At 65.1% G+C, this 17,979-nt stretch carries 14 protein-coding genes and 1 pseudogene; 5 read left to right on the plus strand and 10 right to left on the minus strand.

The annotated features are described in order from the left end of the window. Window positions 1-829 precede the first annotated feature (829 nt). Window positions 830-1,906 carry a hypothetical protein gene (locus AO398_RS06125; RefSeq protein WP_152997430.1) on the plus strand — a complete coding sequence of 359 codons (1,077 nt, stop codon included), beginning with the start codon at window positions 830-832 and terminating at the stop codon, window positions 1,904-1,906. Window positions 1,907-2,829: 923 nt separating this feature from the next. On the opposite strand, the gene AO398_RS28765 is transcribed toward AO398_RS06125, so the two are convergent. From AO398_RS28765 to AO398_RS06140, 5 genes and pseudogenes are all read right to left on the minus strand, one after another. Beyond that, complete coding sequence (locus tag AO398_RS28765; RefSeq protein ID WP_160329311.1) at window positions 2,830-2,985, minus strand: hypothetical protein; 156 nt, start codon at window positions 2,983-2,985, stop codon at window positions 2,830-2,832. A gap of 566 nt (window positions 2,986-3,551) precedes the next feature. After that, on the minus strand, window positions 3,552-4,337 hold the full coding sequence (locus tag AO398_RS29295) for a hypothetical protein (protein ID WP_244498680.1): 786 nt from the start codon (window positions 4,335-4,337) through the stop codon (window positions 3,552-3,554). Window positions 4,338-5,601: 1,264 nt separating this feature from the next. Continuing rightward, a pseudogene (locus AO398_RS29300) lies at window positions 5,602-5,850 on the minus strand (IS5/IS1182 family transposase); the annotation flags it as partial. 380 nt (window positions 5,851-6,230) lie between these two features. Beyond that, the gene (locus AO398_RS28135; RefSeq protein ID WP_152997431.1) at window positions 6,231-7,043 is read right to left on the minus strand and encodes a hypothetical protein; all 813 of its coding nucleotides are present in this window, start codon (window positions 7,041-7,043) and stop codon (window positions 6,231-6,233) included. Between the two features lie 493 nt (window positions 7,044-7,536). Then, window positions 7,537-8,190, minus strand: a complete 654-nt coding sequence (locus tag AO398_RS06140) for a protein-L-isoaspartate O-methyltransferase (RefSeq protein WP_058191146.1) — start codon at window positions 8,188-8,190, stop codon at window positions 7,537-7,539. A 337-nt stretch (window positions 8,191-8,527) separates the two neighbouring features. Between AO398_RS06140 and AO398_RS06145 the strand changes: the two genes are divergently transcribed. Both AO398_RS06145 and AO398_RS06150 read left to right on the plus strand, forming a co-directional pair. Next, entirely contained in the window at window positions 8,528-9,802 is a 1,275-nt protein-coding gene (locus AO398_RS06145; protein WP_201025718.1) for a PQQ-dependent sugar dehydrogenase, read from the plus strand. Next, window positions 9,802-10,395 carry a c-type cytochrome gene (locus AO398_RS06150; RefSeq protein ID WP_058191147.1) on the plus strand — a complete coding sequence of 198 codons (594 nt, stop codon included), beginning with the start codon at window positions 9,802-9,804 and terminating at the stop codon, window positions 10,393-10,395. Before AO398_RS06145 ends, AO398_RS06150 begins: the two co-directional genes overlap by 1 nt. 9 nt (window positions 10,396-10,404) lie before the next feature. Here the strand turns inward: AO398_RS06150 and AO398_RS06155 are convergent, their stop codons facing one another. Next, window positions 10,405-11,181 carry an MOSC domain-containing protein gene (locus AO398_RS06155; protein WP_058191148.1) on the minus strand — a complete coding sequence of 259 codons (777 nt, stop codon included), beginning with the start codon at window positions 11,179-11,181 and terminating at the stop codon, window positions 10,405-10,407. A 194-nt stretch (window positions 11,182-11,375) separates the two neighbouring features. Between AO398_RS06155 and clpB the strand changes: the two genes are divergently transcribed. Further along, window positions 11,376-14,012 (plus strand): ATP-dependent chaperone ClpB, encoded by a 2,637-nt coding sequence (gene clpB, locus AO398_RS06160; protein ID WP_058191149.1) that lies wholly within the window; start codon window positions 11,376-11,378, stop codon window positions 14,010-14,012. A gap of 78 nt (window positions 14,013-14,090) precedes the next feature. On the opposite strand, the gene AO398_RS06165 is transcribed toward clpB, so the two are convergent. Next, window positions 14,091-15,239 carry an MFS transporter gene (locus tag AO398_RS06165; protein WP_058191150.1) on the minus strand — a complete coding sequence of 383 codons (1,149 nt, stop codon included), beginning with the start codon at window positions 15,237-15,239 and terminating at the stop codon, window positions 14,091-14,093. 51 nt (window positions 15,240-15,290) lie between these two features. Between AO398_RS06165 and AO398_RS06170 the strand changes: the two genes are divergently transcribed. Beyond that, window positions 15,291-15,620 (plus strand): helix-turn-helix domain-containing protein, encoded by a 330-nt coding sequence (locus AO398_RS06170; protein ID WP_058191151.1) that lies wholly within the window; start codon window positions 15,291-15,293, stop codon window positions 15,618-15,620. Between the two features lie 134 nt (window positions 15,621-15,754). On the opposite strand, the gene AO398_RS06175 is transcribed toward AO398_RS06170, so the two are convergent. Genes AO398_RS06175 through AO398_RS06185 form a run of 3 tightly spaced genes read right to left on the minus strand, consistent with a single transcriptional unit; the run spans window position 15,755 to window position 17,935 of the window. Next, entirely contained in the window at window positions 15,755-16,648 is an 894-nt protein-coding gene (locus tag AO398_RS06175) for an inositol monophosphatase family protein (RefSeq protein ID WP_058191152.1), read from the minus strand. After that, window positions 16,645-17,220, minus strand: a complete 576-nt coding sequence (locus AO398_RS06180; protein ID WP_058191153.1) for an NUDIX hydrolase — start codon at window positions 17,218-17,220, stop codon at window positions 16,645-16,647. Before AO398_RS06180 ends, AO398_RS06175 begins: the two co-directional genes overlap by 4 nt. Before the next feature lie 7 nt (window positions 17,221-17,227). Next, entirely contained in the window at window positions 17,228-17,935 is a 708-nt protein-coding gene (locus AO398_RS06185; RefSeq protein WP_058191154.1) for a glutathione binding-like protein, read from the minus strand. Window positions 17,936-17,979 lie beyond the last annotated feature (44 nt).

Raw genomic sequence — 17,979 nt, forward strand, 5'->3', positions numbered from 1 at the left:
AACCGGCGCCTCTGGAGAGATGCGGAAGCGACCCTCGCCTCCGCCAGAGCCTTCCTCTACGCCGCAGCCGTCATGATCCTCGTCAGACGCCTCGCCCGATCACCCTGCTTCTCGAACGCATTCTAAGGAAGTCCCTTCCACGCGACCGATGAGACCAGCACATGCGCTACTGATGATCGCCAGCGCCGGGATTGCCGTCCTGCACGCCGAGATCGGTACGGGCGAGCCGTGGGAGACCTAGCCGCCCTTCGCCGCGAACTCGCAGATCGAAGCCCCATTCCTGGGCAGACACATCCCGGCGGGACCGCTCACGCTCGAACATTACCTAATGAGGCTCGACGCCCTGCGCTTGGTGGCCGGAAATCATTGGCGCCCCGGACTACTCCGCCGGCAGCGCGCCGTGCTCGGCATGGATGCCAAACAACTTCTCCGCCGTCCAAGCGAGGCGGTGCGGCTCGTCCCCCCAAACGGCAGGATGCGGGGGCATTCACCCGGGCGCACAAGGAACGGGGCGTGCGAGCGGGTGTTGGCTTGCTGACACAGGACAAAAGCGCAGCAGGCGCAAAGTGCGTCGGTACTCGAGGACGGATACCCCATGCTGCGTCAGCTCATTTGGTTTGGTGCGACGCTCGCCCTCTTGGCTTTGCCCTCCACAGGCCAAGCTGCCGACCAGCAGACTTCACAGCCTAAAAAGATCGGGGCCGGGTAGGCTCGAACTCTCGACGGCACGCAGCTCTGGCGGCTCCCGGACACATCGAATGGTTTGCACCCGACCCAGAGCTGGCACGCTACCGGCTCCGTGCCGGATGGCAGCGTCTACGTCGCCGGCATGGACCACGCGACGAACGCAGCTCTATATCGCATTGATGCTCAGGCAGGTACTCTCCGATACGTCGGTGATGCGCGCTCTGCTTCGGAGGCTGCTCATAACTGGCTACCCGGAGAGACGGCGCAGAAGTTTCACACACGACCACTGTGGCACAACGGTAAGATCTACGTCGCAACCATGGATCGATCGGACCTCGACGCAGGCTACCTCGAACGCCGTGGCTTCCACTGGTACGCCTATGATCCCGCGCTTGAGAGCTTCACATATCTGAGTGCATCCGAGCCCCGCGGTGGCGCCGTGCCTCACGGCAACCTCGTGTCCCTCGCCTCAGACCCGATCCACAACGTCATATACGGCGCGGGCGTACCAACCGGCACGATCTATCGCTACGACGATGCGAGTGGGCGTACCCAGGATCTTGGTCGCCCAACCTCCTATGGGCAGCCCTACGTCTACACTGGGCGGGTGATGTGGGTGGATGGGCGCGACCGCCTCTATTTCACGGCGAGCAACTGGGATGAGCCCGGGGTGCACGACCATGTTCACTACTACGACCCTGAGACCGGCTTCGGCGAGGAGAAGGACTGGTTGTTGAAGGACGGCCTGGCTTTGGAGACTGGCCAGTGCATGGATGGGGGCAAGCGATGCGTCTTCGCAGACGACCGCGGCCATGTCTACCGTTTTGATCAGGACGCCCATACGTGGGCGTACTTGGGCCAAGTGGAAACAGGTAAGACAGCGGGTTGGGGCGGTGTCGAGTTCTGGCTCTTTGCAGTTAAACGAGGCGGCATGAGCGTTTACGTCGGCACCAGCACTTCACCACAACTGAGCGTGGACACGGCGCTTTACAAGTTCGATTTCGAGACCGGCCAGACGCAGCGTCTTTGTGCGATTGCTGATTTGGATCCGGCCCTAAAGCATCTGCACGTCCACACCGGGTTCAATGCTAGGGACACTGCTGGCCGTTTCTACTTCGCCAATTTCGACGGCAGCTCTAAGCATGGGGTCATCGTCAGGCGCATCGATTCATCGCGTCTTGAGGCAGCATTGGCCCACAGCAAGGGAGTAGTGAGATAGGCAGAGACGGCTCGGCCCCGCCGCGATCGGCTTAAGGGGCGGGTGAGCGTCCAGTCGCACCAACGGTCGAACCCATACGCAACGCAGCTCGCGATGCAGGGTGAGGGGCGGCACATTAGTACGCTGTGCGGGCGCCAACCGAAAACCGTCACGGCTTGAGGCTGCCTTCTCTCGCATCCACAAGTTCGAGCTTTGTGGACGCATGCATCCTTTCATTCGCCGACGATATCATGCCTCGATTAACGTATATCCTGTATCCTGCTGAGGTTAACCAAAATTAGCCGCTTGATTTGCAATACTGCATGATGATTGTAGGTTTAGATGCAAGACAGCTTGGGCTTTCATCGTGAATTACGTAGAAACATGCTATCATACAGCTACCGGACGCTGTTCATGTAGTTCAACTGCTGGAAGTGGTGGCGATACCGCAGCTGCAACCTAGAGCGGAATGCTTCCGGAAGCTTCTTCGGCTTCGAGCACCGTCGCCCAACCAGCTGCTGCGCACCCTACTCTATCCGATGCTGCCTCCAGCGCCAAGCCGATCAATACAGTCTCATATAGCGCCGCGAGCGGCAGCTCCGGCTACTCTGGCTCAAGTTTCAGCTCAGGTGGTGGCGAAAACAACTTTGGAGGAGCATCTTCTTCGGAGGTCAATTGTGTATTGAGTTTGTTTCTGGCGGCTGCAACTGTCGCTATCATCCGGCGCAGACGTAGCGCTCGACCAGCTTGAGGGTCTGCAACCCCGGTGACCATCATTGCGCACGAAAAAGCTCGCGCCGGCGAACCGGGCGAGCGAGCTCAGATCCGGTCCTCCAGGGGCGAGCAAACTCGATCCCGGCAGCCGCCTAGCCAGACCGCGGCCCAAGAAAAGCCCGCCGTGGCGAATGTATGGGCGGTCTTGCTGATCGATTCGATGTTCGGCGTCAGGACAGCGCCATCAGCGCTCGGATGCCGCTAGCCCGATCCTCGTAGCGATGCGTTCCGCCGATCATCGCCCCGTCGGCGTCGGCGATGTTCCAGCCGCTATGCACGGTGCAGTCCGGCTTCTCGTGAAAGTCGATGTAAGTGTCCTTCAGCATGGCATGGGTCCCCGGATTTAGTGTGACGAATAAATCCAGCTAGGCGTTTGGTCGTTCGGACAGTGACGTTTAAACATAAGAAATCCCGCGTGGCGGATGCCGGCGGGGCTGATAGGTCAACGCTTGGAAGCATGGGAGACACGTGGGCGGGACCGTGGTTCCTCGTGGAAAGCTAAGCTCGACTTCGGCATTCCTGCGGCGTGGCGGAGGGCATAGGCCAAGGTTGCGGGCAAGCGAAAGCGAGGTTTTGTTCGAGCGTGTGGGCGTGATGATGTCGCCAACGTCCGCTCGCGCCAAGCTGCAGAGCGCACGGCGGTCAAGGCATCGGCGAAACTCTGACGCGGTTTGGGGTACCATGCGGCGGCGGCGCGGCGCCGTTGACGGACCGGGAGCCGTGCGGCCGGCAGCGCGACGATCGAGAACAGGGCGAGCGGGCAGGGTTTGGTGCGGGCAATCGCCATGTCGGACCACTGCCGCTGTGTTCGACGCCGAGATGGGCGGGCACTTCCTGGACAGTGACCTCGACGGTCCAGTACCGTACGAACCGTCCCAGTTTCTGCGCGGGCTCACGCGTCGGATCGGTGCAGAGTAGGACCTGGGGCGGGAAGCGCGCCGCGGAAGCGCGGATGAGCACGAGAGCGGATCGGCACGACGGGCAGGCCGCCGTGCCGCCACACCGCGGTGTCCGAGGCGATCTCGCTCGTGCGCATGCCCGCCCCGTACCAGCTCGGCACCACGACCGCGTGCCAGCGCGCGTGTCCTTGGCCGCCAGAGTCGCCGCGAGCGTAGGCAACCGCGAGCCTTGTAGTCCGCGGGCGCCCGATCGTATCGGGCGGCCGCGGCGAGACTGGATCGTAGAGCGCCGCCTCGAGCCGCAGGCGAGTGATCGCCGAGACGCGGGCACGGCGCATCGCGTGGCGGAACAGCAAGGCCGAGAAGCCGCTGTCGCCGACCACCACGAGGTCGCGCCCCGGCAGCCAGCGCCGGGCCCAGAGGGCGGAGTTGCCGTCCGACGTCGAGCAACGGCATGTACCACCCGTTCGCGATAGGCGCTCGGACGGCACCAGCGCGAGCGGCGCGGCTGCTGGCGACGACACGCTGCAGCCATACTGTGGCCGCGGCGCCGAAAAAGTCCCCCGCGTGTCTTCAGGCGGGTACAGCAGGACCGGCGCCGCAAGCCACAGCACTGCGTCCGAGGCGGCCGGAACGCTACTGGGCACGCCCCCCTCATGTACGCTCACGGTGAGGCGTGCCAGGAAGCGCGTCTGCGGGGATGGGATGAAGGCGACGGCACTCACCTGTAGGGCGTGTGGGACTACCGTGAGTTCGACCGTGGCGGCGACGTCTTCCATTTGGCGCGGCTCGTCGAGGTCGGCCAATTCCTGGCAGCCTGCTGGATCTGGTTGGCCGCCAGCTTTCCGGGCGTGACGCCCGGAAAAGCGCCAAGGAACGCGCCGCTTGCGCCCGAACCTGGAGGTGGGCCGCTATCGCCGAAGAGACGCCCCCCGAGATGCCACGACAGACGGTTCTGACTAGCCGTGATCGTACGCGCCCGTCGATCCTGAGACGCGGCCGAGCCGGTCGCTCCGTGTACGGCCGCCGCTTATCTACCGCCAGCGTGGCGGCCTTGCCGCATCGCCGCGCGTCCAACGGCGTTTCACGCCCCCCACCCGTGCCGTCAGCCAGCCTGCGCTGCCCTGCGGCATGAACGCGTTGTCTCACCAACAGCACACTGCGACCGGGGCGATCAGTAAAGATCATCTACCTTGGCTGGCTCGTCCGGGGCTGCACGCTCGCGCTTAGGTGCGGACCGCTTCGGCGGGCTCCGCCGCGGCGGCGCAGATGACGGTGTGCCTCCACCACACCCCGAGCACACAGTGTTGCTGAGGGCATGGAGCTGAGCATCGCGCTTCGTGTCTCAACTGCCCTTCTTCGCGCTCTCGGCCTCGAACCGTTGCATCAGGTTGTCGCGCGCCTTCTCCGTCGCCTGGATCTTGGCTTTGATGCTGGCGTCCGGCACCTCCGCTGGCGCCGCAGGTGCCGTAAGGGGCGCGAGGGAGTCCGTCGTCTGGGCTAGGACTCGGTCGTTTGACAGAGCGAGAAGGCCAAGTGCGGCCGCGGCGAGGTGTAAGCGCATGGTGTCCCTCGGAGGATGGGGGCCTCTCACACTAGCATAAAGCGGCTGCGATGACGGGGTTCGAAGCCGCGCGCCGGCGCCCACCGGGGAAGAGTCCTGAGAACCCTCCCGCTCACCCAACTCGAGGAAAGCGATCTGATCCCGGACGGTCGATCGGGCGGTCGCGATCACCGAGGCCACCGACAATACGAGTTCAGTGCAGGCCACCGTTTGCAGCAACAGCGTACCGCTCACCGCATTTTATGCGGGGGCCAGATCACCCCAACTCAGCCGCCGTTCTCATTGTGCACCAGTGGCTAGTGATAGCGCTGGGTGAGCGCCTCGATCCAGTCGACACGGCAGCCGAAGCGTGGGGCAAGCTTCTGTGCGCTGTACCAAGACATCGATGGAGCAGCGTCGCTCATCGGCAGACCTGCAAGCGAGATGATCCAACCCCATGCGATCCCGTCAACCCAGAGGCCATTCGAGGAGGTGGGCCTCCGGGCAAGGCGCCTGACGAGGATCATGCGGGCTGCGGTCCAGAGGAAGGTTTTGACAAAGGCGAGCGCGGTCTTCGAGCCACTCCGGAGGCGTCGGATGCGGCTGATTCAGGCGAAGACCCGGTCGACAACTTGCCGGTATGAATGCTCGGCGAAGCCAACCTGATCGGGTGGCTTGCGCACGATCGCGGCAGCCATGATCGTAGCGGTCGCCAGTTCGTCGGCGGCATAGCCGGCATCGGCGAATGCGTCGACGATGGGCGGGAGAACCGGCACGACAGTCAACCACCATCGAATTTTGAGGCCAAATTAGACATTCATTTTCATTTTGTCGGAACCAAAATATTAGATGTGTGCGGAAATTATTTTACTACTTAAGTCCCGTCTGATCCCAGCGTTTTTGTCGCTGCGATGAGCTCAAGAGGCTGCACCCGAATTGTATAAATTTTAGGAATTGGCGGCCAGTCTCGAATGCATCTGTAAGTTTCGGTGGAGCCCTCCAAACGCTAGAGCGCGACAAATATTCGATATTCAAGGGCCAATGTGAGTGTCGTGCTATCAGGGGCAAGAGAAGAGCGGTTCATGCACAAACATTTCTTACCCACTGGCTGTTATCGAAGAAAACAACCTCAGGTCATAACGCTTGTGAATTCTTTTTTTGATTGATGTATTGCTACGAAGCTGTGACCAACCGTTGTTGGATCAATAGAATCAAACGGCCTATCAAAGTTAAAGCCCTTCTTGGTTACCTTGCCTATGCGAAACAAGAAACTTGCCAATGTGTCTGACACAAGACGAAGGTTCAAGTAATCTTGCTCGTCTCTTAATTGGCAATTTAACATTATTACAGCAAGACTGCCCGCGGAAAGTTTTTGACTAAATCCTTTCAGTGCGCGATCGGTATGAGCATCAAGATTCACGTTTAACAAGTCTATTGCCACCAAATTGTGTTTTTTACAGAAATCGTCACCCACAACTTCTTCAATTATGATTTTCTCAGGTTTACCATTTTTGACTGGACTGCCATGTATCAGGGTCGACGTTTCTCGAACATTTGCAATATACTCGATCACACGCAGTCCAGGCTTACTGGATAACCCAAGTCGATGAATTGAAACCTTACTCGCCGGAAAGGCGCGCTCAAGCCATTTACAAGCGATTGGATCGGTTTCAAAGGAATGTATTTTCGCGGTCGAAAACCGATCAACACAGGCGTTAATAAATTGACCGTCAGCAGAATTAATATCAAAAATCGAGTGTAACTTACTTTTCGACAGCCTATCCAGTACTAAGTATTGTTCTGGGGAGACAGAAACGAATTCCGTATTGCCCGCTCGGAGTCTCGCAAATGATACGAAGCGATAAATCCTGCGCCATAGCGCACCTGCGCCGCTTAAATTATATTCGATAGCGCTTGATGGAAGTTCATCCGGCGGGGGCATACGTCATCCTTAAAATGAGATCTGTATAATGATTACTTTTGTTCATTTAAGATCATTTTGGATTTTTAAGTCGGGTTCTAGAGACATGACGCACGTCAGAACAATTTGATAATTTTTTCTGCAAGTCAATACCTGGAGGCCTGCCGACTAGTTGCCGCAAGGTCCGGACAAATTGCTACGGTTGCCCCTGACGCGCGGCTTACCCTCTTTAGATAGGCCGGATGTTTGCGAGGCTGAACCCATGCGGGACTCTTTACCGGAGCGAGGAGGTCTATCGGCGTTACCATTGTGCACCACAAGCTGACGATCAGAAACCTGCTGCCTTGCCGTTGTAATCCACCGCGAACAGAAGCGCAAACGTTAGTGTATCTATATGCAGCGAACGTTGCTACCGTATAAATCATGTTGCTCCGAAATATTGCCAGCCCCACCCTTTACCCCGCATTCATGCCGTGGGTTTGAGGTTCGCTCTCTCAAACAGCTATCATCTAACCTAGAACGCAAACCCGACCTCTGTCGCGAAGGCGTCGAGGATTGGGAGCGAGGCGTCGAACAACGGGCGGGCCCCGAACGCGTTTCCGGCGCGGACGAACAAAGTCGCCTTCGCGTTGCGATGCGGGCCGAACACGCAGGCGAGGCGGCCGTCATCCTTGAGCTGCTCCAGCAGTGCCTGCGGCCGGACCTCAACGCGGCCGTTGATCAGGATCACGTCGAACGGCCCCTGCTCGGGGGCCCCCGCCTGAAGGGGGCCCTCGATCACCTGGATCGAGGAACCGAGCTTGGCGCGGGCCTTCTCGGCGAGGTCTGGCACCGATTCCAGCGCCGTCACCTGCGCCCCGAGATTCGCCATCACGGCTGCGGCGTAGCCGGTACCGGTGCCGACATCGAGAGCCTTGGCGTCGGGCCGGATCTTCAGGGCCTGGACCAGGCGGGCCAGCACCATGGGGGCCGGCAGGCAGCGGCTCCCACCGTTCGCACCATCAAGTTGCAGGGTCTGATCGATATAGGCGAACGGCTCACGGCCCTTCGGCACGAAGGTCTCGCGCGGCACCGTGTCGAACGCGTCGAGAACCGCGTTGTCGTTCACGTCGAAGGTTCGCAACTGGCAGTCGACCATCATCCGCCGCGCCTGCGCGTAATCGATCATCGATACGTGTCCTCGAACCGGATCGGAACGTCGCCCCCCGCCGGGCCGCAGCCCCCGGTCAAGCTCAAGCGTTCCGGACGCGCGCGTTGTCGGAGATCACCCGCCAAAACGCAAGGTTTTCGCGTGTGGAGCAGGCCATGCGTGTCAACGGCCGGGGCGCGACGCCATCTCTGGCAAACAGGCGGTCGGTGATCCGCTGATGCGCCCGCGTGGGTGACGACAGCACTCCGCTGTCGCGCCAGGGTTGTCCATGGACTCGCGTCCTGCGGCTCAACGTTGAATAACGCGTGCAGACCGGACCGGGCGATCCAAAATCCCGGCTGTATCGGGAGATATCATGACGCCAGCCAGCAGGCCGACTCGAAACCGTGGATTCGCCGCCGCGCTCGCCTGCTTGGGTCTCGGGACCCTGGCCCCAGGCCTGTCGCGTGCGCAGGAGACGAAGGCCAGCTCCGCGCCGCCGGCCAGCGTGCAGATCGACCGCGGCTCGGCCCTCTACGGACGCCCCGAAGGCGGGGACGCCGCCAAGCTCGCGCCCGTCGCGGGGCCGCCCTTGGCGACAGCTGCCGCCAAGCTGCCGCTCGACAAGCTGAAGGTGCCGGAGGGCTTCAAGGTCGAGGTCTATGCCAGCGGCCTCGCCAATGCCCGCTCGATGACTCAGGCGCCGGACGGGACGCTGTTCGTCGGCACGCGCACCGTCGGCAAGGTCTACGCCGTTCTGCCGCAGGCCGGCTCGGACGGAAAGCGCGAGGTCAAGACCATTGCGTCCGGCCTGCACCGGCCGAACGGCGTCGCGTTCCACGACGGCGCGCTCTACGTGGCCGAGCTCTCGAAGATCTGGCGCTACGACGACATCGCCAAGCACCTCGACGGATCCGAGAAGCCGAGCCTCGTCTACGACGACCTGCCCAAGGACGAGGCCCATGGCTGGAAGTTCATCGCCATCGGGCCGGACAACAAGCTCTATGTCCCGATCGGCGCGCCCGGCAACATCGTGATGCCCCCGGACACGCACGCCCAGATCCGACGCATCGATCTCGATGGCAAGAACGCCGAGGTGATCGCCCGCGGGGTGCGCAACACGGTGGGCTTCGACTGGAACCCGAAGACCAAGCAACTCTGGTTCACCGATAATGGCCGCGACTGGGTCTCGGAGGACATCCCGAACGACGAGCTGAACGTGCTGACGGAGCCGGGCAAGCAGCATTTCGGCTACCCGTTCTGCCACCAGGGCACATTCACGGATCCGGAATACGGCTGGGGCCATTCCTGCACGGAATTCACGGCGCCGGCGGCCCTGCTCGGGCCGCATACGGCGTCGCTCGGCATGCGGTTCTACACCGGCGCTCAGTTCCCGGAAGGCTACAGGGATGCCATGTTCATCGCTCGGCACGGCTCCTGGAATCGAACGACCAAGCTCGGCGGCGACGTGGTGGTGGCGCGGCCAGGCCCGGACGGCAAGGTTGCATCCGTGGAGCCGTTCCTGACCGGCTTCCTTCAGGAGAATAAGTACGCCGGCCGACCGGTGGACGTGCTGGTTGCTAAGGACGGGTCTCTGCTCGTCTCGGACGACTATAATGGCGCGATCTACCGCGTCAGCTACGGTCAGTGATGCGCCTTGGGGTGAGGATGGGGCTGATCCGGGGGCTTGCGTCCGTCCTCGGTGTCCCGCTGGCGGGTGCGGCGCTGGCTGCGCCCGATGCGGCGATGCAGGAGCGTCTCGCCCCCTGCGTCGCCTGCCACGGGGGTGGAGCCTCGGAGACGGAGGGCGTACCTTCCCTGGGCGGCCAGCAGGCGGATTACGTCGTGACGCAGCTGTTCCAGTTCCGGGAGAAGCAGCGCATAGCGCCCCCGATGAACGACGTCGCCGCCGGCTTCTCCGACGACGACCTGCGCGCCTATGCCGATGCCGTCGCAACCCTGCCGCCGCCCGCGTGGTCGGGGCCGGCCGCAGACCCGGCCCTGGTGACGCGCGCACAGGCGCTGGTTTCAAAGCACCAGTGCAATTCCTGTCATGGCGCCGATCTGGCCGGCCGGGATGCGATTCCCCGAATCCGGGCCCAGCGGGAGGAATACCTCGCTCGGGCGCTTATGGCCTACAAGTCGAACGACCGGCCGGGCTACGACCCCGCCATGAATGAGGTCGCGCAGGGCCTGAGCGAAGCCGACATCCAAGATCTCGCGGCCTACGTGTCACGGCTCTGAGGGCCGCGCCTACCCCACCACGCGGAGCGTATCGCCCACCGCGAGCGCTCCACCGGCAATCACTTCGGCGTAAACCCCGAGGTCGCGGTGGCCGAGTCGCGCGTCGAGGGTCCAGGGGATGTCGTGGTCGCGCACGCCGCTCACCGGATCGACGTTGGTGGCGGCGCAGCGCACCGTGCGCTTGGTGATCTTGAGCCGCAGCCCGCTCGGCGCCTCGATCACCTGGCCGACCATGTCCAACTCGGCAAAGGGCGCGGGCCCCTCGATCAGCAGGTTGCCCCGGAAGCGCAGCGGATCGACCGGCGCGCCGAGATAGTCTTCCACCGCCGCCACGCTCGCCCGGTTGATCAGCGAGACGTAGCCGGTGGGCGAATCGGTGAATCGGTATTGCGGTGGCGCCGCCAGCACCTTCGGCTCGCCCCGCAGGCTTTCCGGCAGCGTGCGCCGCATCAGGTCGGCGAGCCCGTCCAGGCCGGCCTCCGTGTCGAGTCGGAAGGCCAGCGATTCCCCGGCATGCTCCACCGTGAGGGTGGCGGAGGAATCGTCGTAGCGGGTGCGCAGGCGGGCGAGCGCCTCGTCGCGCATCAGCATCAGGTACTTGGTCTTGGGCTGGTGCCGCGGCGCCACCGGATTGAAGCCCGAAGGGCCGTTCTCGATGGCGTAGAGACGGTCCCCCGGGAAGAAGCCGCTGGTCTCCAGCTCGGCTCGGTCGAGCGGCTCCGGGCTCAGGCCCTTCACGGGGTAGCGGTAGAGGCCCAGGAGGGCGATTCTGAGCGCGGTTTGCATACGCGGAGGGTGGCTCGGAAAACCTGCGTCGCGCAAGGCCCGAGCCCCTTGTGGTGCGCAAATACAACACCACATCGGGTCTACCGGTGGCCTTCGGCGCCGGGGCCCCTCGCGGCAGAGTGCCGGGGGGCGACGTTTCGGCAGGGCCGCGCCATCTCGGGCGGCGGATGCCGGCACGGGAGGGTGAGACACGCATGAATTTCGAACTCTACACCGAGCGCGCCCGCGGCTTCGTCCAGGCGGCTCAGAACCTCGCCATGCGCGAGGGCCATCCGCAGCTTCAGCCGGGGCATCTGCTCAAGGTGCTGCTCGACGATCCCGAGGGCCTGTGCGCCGGCCTGATCGACCGCGCGGGCGGCCAGTCGCGGGTCGCTCTGGCGCAGACCGAGCAGTGGCTGGCCAAGCAGCCGAAGGTGTCCGGTAACGCGTCGGCCCCGCAGGCGACCCGCGAGTTGATGCGCCTGTTCGACACCGCCGAGCAGGCGGCGAAGAAGGCCGGCGATTCCTACGTCACGGTGGAGCGGCTGCTCCTCGCCCTGGCGGTGGAGAAGGAATCCGAGGCCGGCCGCGCCCTGCAGGCGGCGGGCGTCACGCCCGCGTCGCTGAACGGGGCGATCAACGCGCTCCGCAAGGGCCGCACCGCCGACAACGCCTCGGCCGAGAACGCCTACGACGCGCTCAAGAAATACGCCCGCGACCTCAGCGCCGCCGCCCGGGACGGCAAGCTCGACCCGGTGATCGGCCGCGACGAGGAGATCCGGCGGACCATCCAGGTCCTGTCCCGGCGCACCAAGAACAACCCCGTCCTGATCGGCGAGCCCGGCGTCGGCAAGACCGCGATCGTCGAGGGGCTGGCCCTGCGCATCGTCAACGGCGACGTCCCCGAGAGCCTGCGGGACAAGAGCCTGCTGGCGCTCGACATGGGCGCGCTGATCGCCGGCGCTAAGTATCGCGGCGAGTTCGAGGAGCGGCTCAAGGGCGTGCTCTCCGAGGTCACCGCGGCCGAAGGCGGCATCATCCTGTTCATCGACGAGATGCACACGCTGGTCGGCGCCGGGAAGGCGGACGGGGCGATGGACGCCTCGAACCTGCTCAAGCCCGCGCTGGCTCGCGGCGAGCTGCACTGCGTTGGCGCGACCACGCTGGACGAGTACCGCAAGCACGTCGAGAAGGACGCCGCGCTCGCCCGCCGGTTCCAGCCGGTCTTCGTGTCGGAGCCGACCGTGGAGGACACGGTCTCGATCCTGCGCGGCCTCAAGGAGAAGTACGAGCAGCATCACGGCGTGCGTATCCAGGATTCGGCCCTGGTGGCGGCGGCGACGCTGTCGAACCGCTACATCACCGACCGGTTCCTGCCCGACAAGGCGATCGACCTCATGGACGAGGCCGGTTCGCGCCTGCGCATGCAGGTCGATTCGAAGCCCGAGGAACTCGATTCGGTCGACCGCGAGATCGTGCGGCTGAAGATCGAGGCCGAGGCGCTCAAGAAGGAGACCGATTCCGCCTCCCGCGACCGGTTGGTCCGCCTGGAAAAGGAACTGGCCGACCTGGAGGAGCGCTCTGCGTCGATCACCGCCCGGTGGAAGTCCGAGAAGGACAAGCTCGGCACGGCAGCCGGCCTCAAGAAGAAGCTCGACGAGGCCCGCAACGAGCTGGCCGCGGCGCAGCGCCAGGGCCAGTACCAGCGCGCGGGCGAACTCGCTTACGGGGTGATCCCGGGCCTGGAGAAGCAGCTCGCCGAGATCGAGGCCCAGTCGGACGGCAACGCCGAGAGCGGTCGCGACGGCATGATGGAGGAGGCGGTCACGCCCGCCCACATCGCCGGGGTGGTCTCCCGCTGGACCGGCGTGCCGGTGGACAAGATGCTGGAGGGCGAGCGCGAGAAGCTGCTCGCCATGGAGGACGCGCTCGCCAAGCGCGTCGTCGGCCAGCGCGAGGCGGTGGAGGCGATCTCCAGGGCGGTCCGGCGCGCCCGGGCCGGGCTGCAGGACCCGAACCGGCCGATCGGCTCGTTCATGTTCCTCGGCCCCACGGGCGTCGGCAAGACCGAGCTGACAAAGGCGCTGGCCGGCTTCCTGTTCGACGACGACACGGCGCTCGTGCGCATCGACATGTCGGAATACATGGAGAAGCACGCGGTCGCCCGGCTGATCGGCGCGCCTCCGGGCTATGTCGGCTACGAGGAGGGCGGCGCGCTGACCGAGGCGGTGCGGCGCCGGCCCTATCAGGTCGTGCTGTTCGACGAGGTCGAGAAGGCGCATCCGGACGTGTTCAACGTCCTGCTGCAGGTGCTCGATGACGGCCGGCTTACGGACGGGCAGGGGCGGACGGTCGATTTCCGCAACACGCTGCTGATCATGACCTCGAATCTCGGGTCCGAGTACCTGGTGAACCAGCCCGCGGGTGAGGACACCGATGCGGTCCGCGACGAGGTGATGAGCGTGGTGCGGAGCCACTTCCGGCCGGAATTCCTGAACCGGGTCGACGAGATCATCCTGTTCCACCGCCTGGCGCGGTCGGAGATGGGGGCGATCGTCGAGATCCAGCTCGGCCGCCTGGCGAAGCTCCTGGAGGATCGCAAGATCACCCTCGACCTCGACGAGGAAGCCAAGATCTGGCTCGCCGACAAGGGCTACGACCCGGCCTACGGCGCGCGGCCGCTCAAGCGGGTGATCCAGAAGAACGTCCAGGATCCGCTGGCCGAGTTGGTGCTCTCGGGCAAGATCCATGACGGCGAGACGGTGCCGGTTCGGCTGGGCCCGATGGGCCTGATGATCGGCGACGTCACGGTCGGCGCCGAGCGCCGGCCGGCCAACGTGGCCTTGAACTGAGCGGCTTGGTTGCGAGCGGGGCGGTGCGCCGGATGACGGTGCGCCGCCATTTTCGTGTGAGTCGTGCGTTCTGGACCCTCAGCCCACAGCGATGCGCCTGACGCGAGCGAGGATCGCCACCTGCAGCGCGAGGCCCGCAGCCGCCACAGCGGCGGCGGTGATCGGCAGGGCGGAGATTCCCGCCAGCGTGACCACCACGCCGCCGAGCGCCGCACCGGCCGCGCCGCCCAAATAGTTCGCCGAGCTGTTCAGCGCGACGGCGACGCTGCCGTGATCGGGCTGAAGGTGCAGCAGGGCATGCTGCTGCGGCGCCTGCGAGGCCCAGCCCATCGCCCCCCAGACCAGTAGCGGCAGGTAGCCGAGGAGCGGGGTGCCGAGCAGGCCAGGGAGCAATGCGAGCGCCAGCGTCAGCGCGGCCAGGATCACGGCCATCACCCGGCGGGGATCGCGCGTCCGGTCGATCACCGGGCCGACCGAAAAGCTGCCCACCATCCCGCCGATGCCCCAGGCCCAGAAATAGGAGGCCGCGGCGTTGCCGAGCCCGACCCGGTCGAGGAGTGGGGCCAGGTAGGTGTAGAGCCCCAAGCTGGCGATGGCGGTGAGGAAGGTCACCGCCACCGTCGCAACCACCGACGTGTCGGTCAGCAGGGCGATCCGGGCCCGCCACGAGGGCGGCTCCGCAACCTCGATGTCGGGCAGGCGGACCAGGATGGCGACCGTGGCGACGGCGCCCAGAAGTGTCACCATCCAGAGGGCGCTCTGCCAGCCGAGCCGTTCGGCGATCCGCAGCCCGGCCGGCACGCCGATGACCGTCCCGGTGCTCATGCCCCCGAGGGTCAGCGCAAGGGCGCGGCCCTTGCGGCCCGGCTCCACCAGAGTGGCCGCGGACGCGATCGCTACCGGCGCGTACAGACCGGCCGCGACGGCTTCGAGCGCCCGGGCCAGGAGCAGCCCCAACAGGCCGGTGGCGAGGGCGCTCAGCATGTTCGCGATGGTGAAGACCGCGAGCGCCAGCCCGAGGATCCGCCGCACCGGCTTGCCGGCCCGCAGGGTGGCACAGACCGGGGCCGCCAGCGCGTAGGCCAGGGTGAAGACCGTGACCGCCTGCCCGGCCTCGCCGGGCTCGACCTGGAACGCGGCGCCGATCCCCGGCAGCAGCCCCGCGACCACATACGCATCCAAGCCCAGGGCGAACATCCCGAGCGCCAGAACCGCGATTCGTCTCATGTCTCGCCGCCTCTTTACGATGTACGACGAAAATCGTACATAAACGGCGTCATGAGCCCTCGCAAGTTCTTCCATCCGGACGTTTCCGAGCTGACCCTGCACCGGATCCTGTTCGCCCTGAGCGATCCGACTCGCCTGGCGGTGGTATTGGATCTGCTGAAGGACGGTGAGCGCGCATCGGGCGATCTCCTGGCCGAGAGCGTGCCGCGCTCGACCATGACGCACCATCTCAAGATCCTACGGGAGGCCGGCGTGACGCGCACCCGGCCGGAGGGGATGCGCTGCCTGATCTCGCTGCGCCGGGAGGATGTCGACGCGCGCTTCCCCGGGCTCCTCGACGCGATCATGGCTCATGGCGGGGCCGAGGCGTCAGCGCCGTAAGGAACGGGTTTCCGAAGGGCATGCCCTTCGGCGGGTTATCAGGGCCGAGCCCCGATGTTGCAGGGCTCGGCCCTGCACCCGCAAAAAGTCGAAGACCTTTTGAAACCAGGGTTTTTCAAGCGTCGGGCAGGCCGCTAGGCCTTGCGGATCGCTTTCGCCAGATCGGCTGCCTGGTCGCGGCCGCGGCAGACCATCCACAGGTCGTCGTGGGCCGACAGCTCCGCATCGAACAGATCGATGAAGGCGGTCGGTGGGGCGGCGAGGTCCGGCCAGTGGTAGAGGCGAAAGCCCAGCGCCTCGAAAAGCGGCAGGATCGGCGCCAGGTCCCAGAGCATGCTGTTGACGACCGTCGCGTCGAGCCGCCCGGTGGCCAGGAGCGCGGCGTCCGAGATCGATCCGCCCTCGCTCCAGGGGAACCAGGCCCGCGCATAATCCAGGGTGAAGCGCTGCGCCGCGACGGCGAGCCAGCCGACATGGCCCGTGCGGCTGGTGGAGGGTTTCAGCGCGCGCAGGGCCTCCGTCCGGCGGCCGCCCCGGGTCGGCGCCCAGAACGCCCGGCCTTCATAGGCCGCGAATAGGATACCCCGGGCCGCGTCCGCGGGTTCGATGCGGGCGGGGCCGGACCGGTCCTCGTTCCAGGCCGGTAGGTTCATCACGCCTGCCCGGGGCCAGCCGGCGCGGCACGCCGCTACCATGACACCCCAGCCCGACAGGCCGCCCGCGAAGGGCCGCGTGCCGTCGATCGGGTCGCCCACGAAGGTCCAGGCATCCCGGGCGAGCATCGCTTTCGCGGCCGCGTGGCCCAGATCGCCGGCGGTCTCCTCCTCGATCAGATCGGGCCCGAAGCGGGCGTGCAGCAGACGGCTGACCGCGAGATCGGCCTCGGTGAGCGCCTGCCCGAGATCCGGTCCCTTGTTGGTCATGTCGAGCCCGGATGCGCGCATCGTGAGGGCCAGCAGGGCGGCCGCCTCGGTGAAGGCCAGCATCTCGGCCAAAACGGCGTCGATCGAAGCGTCGGGTTGAATCATGCGGCGAACAAATCCGGGCGGCGCAGCATCAGCGCCTGGACCAGCACCAGGGTCTTGAGGTCGACCAGGCGGCCGGAACGCGCCTGTTCTGCCAGGACGGACAGGGGCAGCTCCAGCACCGCGACCTGCTCGCCCTCGCCGGCGAGGCCCGCGCCGGGGCCGACCCGGTCGGTTTCGGCATAGGGCGCGAGGTAGAGCCAGAGCCGCTCGGAGGAGACGCTCGGCATACTGTAGGCGTGGGTCACGGGCTCGAGCCGCTCAAGCCGCAGGCCCGCCTCCTCCATCGCCTCACGGATCGCGGTCTCTTCCGGCTCGCCGCCGTCGAGGCCACCCGCGGGCGCCTCGTCGAGGGAAGCGGGCTCGCCCCAGAAGGCGGGCCCGACCCGGTTCTGCCGGACCAGCAGGGCGACCCGGCGCCCGGGATCGTAGGGCAGCACGCATGCCGCCTCGCCGTGGTCCTCCAGGGCCCGCGGCACCGTGCTGCCGTCGGGCTGGGTGAGCGTGGCGATGCCGAAGGTGTTCCAGCCCCTGTGGATCACCCGCAGGGGGAGGGCGGTCTGCGTGCCGGTCATGGACGGATCAGCGCTGGGTGGTCGCGGCGGTCTGGCCGAACATGACCTTCTTGGCGTCCTCGCTCATGGTCTTGCCGTGGTCGGGATTGACCTCGGGCGCCCGGGCATAGGCCGCCTTGGTGGCGGGCCGCTCCGCGATGGCGGTGAACCAGCGCTTGAGATGGGGGTGCTCGTCGAGGTTCTGGCCCTGCTTCTCCCACGGCACGATCCACGGGTAGCTGGCTATGTCGGCGATCGAGTACTCGGAACCCGCGATGTAGGGGCGGTCGGCTAAGCGCCGGTCGAGCACGCCGTAGAGCCGGTTGGTCTCGTTGACGTAGCGCTTGATCGCGTAGTCGATCTTCTCGGGGGCGTATTGCGAGAAGTGATGGTTCTGGCCGAGCATCGGCCCCAATCCGCCCATCTGCCAGAACAGCCATTGCAGGACCTCGGCCCGACCGCGCAGATCACGCGCGATGAAGCGCCCGGTCTTCTCGGCGAGATACAACAGGATCGCGCCCGATTCGAACAGAGAAACCGGCGCGCCACCATCGGCCGGCTCATCATCGACGATCGCCGGCATGCGATTGTTCGGCGCGATCTTGAGAAAATCCGGGTTGAATTGTTCGCCTTTGCCGATGTTGACCGGCTTGATCCGGTACGGAACGCCGGTCTCTTCGAGTAACATCGTGATCTTGTGGCCGTTCGGCGTCGGCCAATAGTACAGATCGATCATCGGATTGTGTCCTGTTGACGCATCACCCTGGCGGCGATGCCGGC

Source organism: Methylobacterium sp. GXS13, from assembly GCF_001455965.1.
GTDB lineage: Bacteria > Pseudomonadota > Alphaproteobacteria > Rhizobiales > Beijerinckiaceae > Methylobacterium.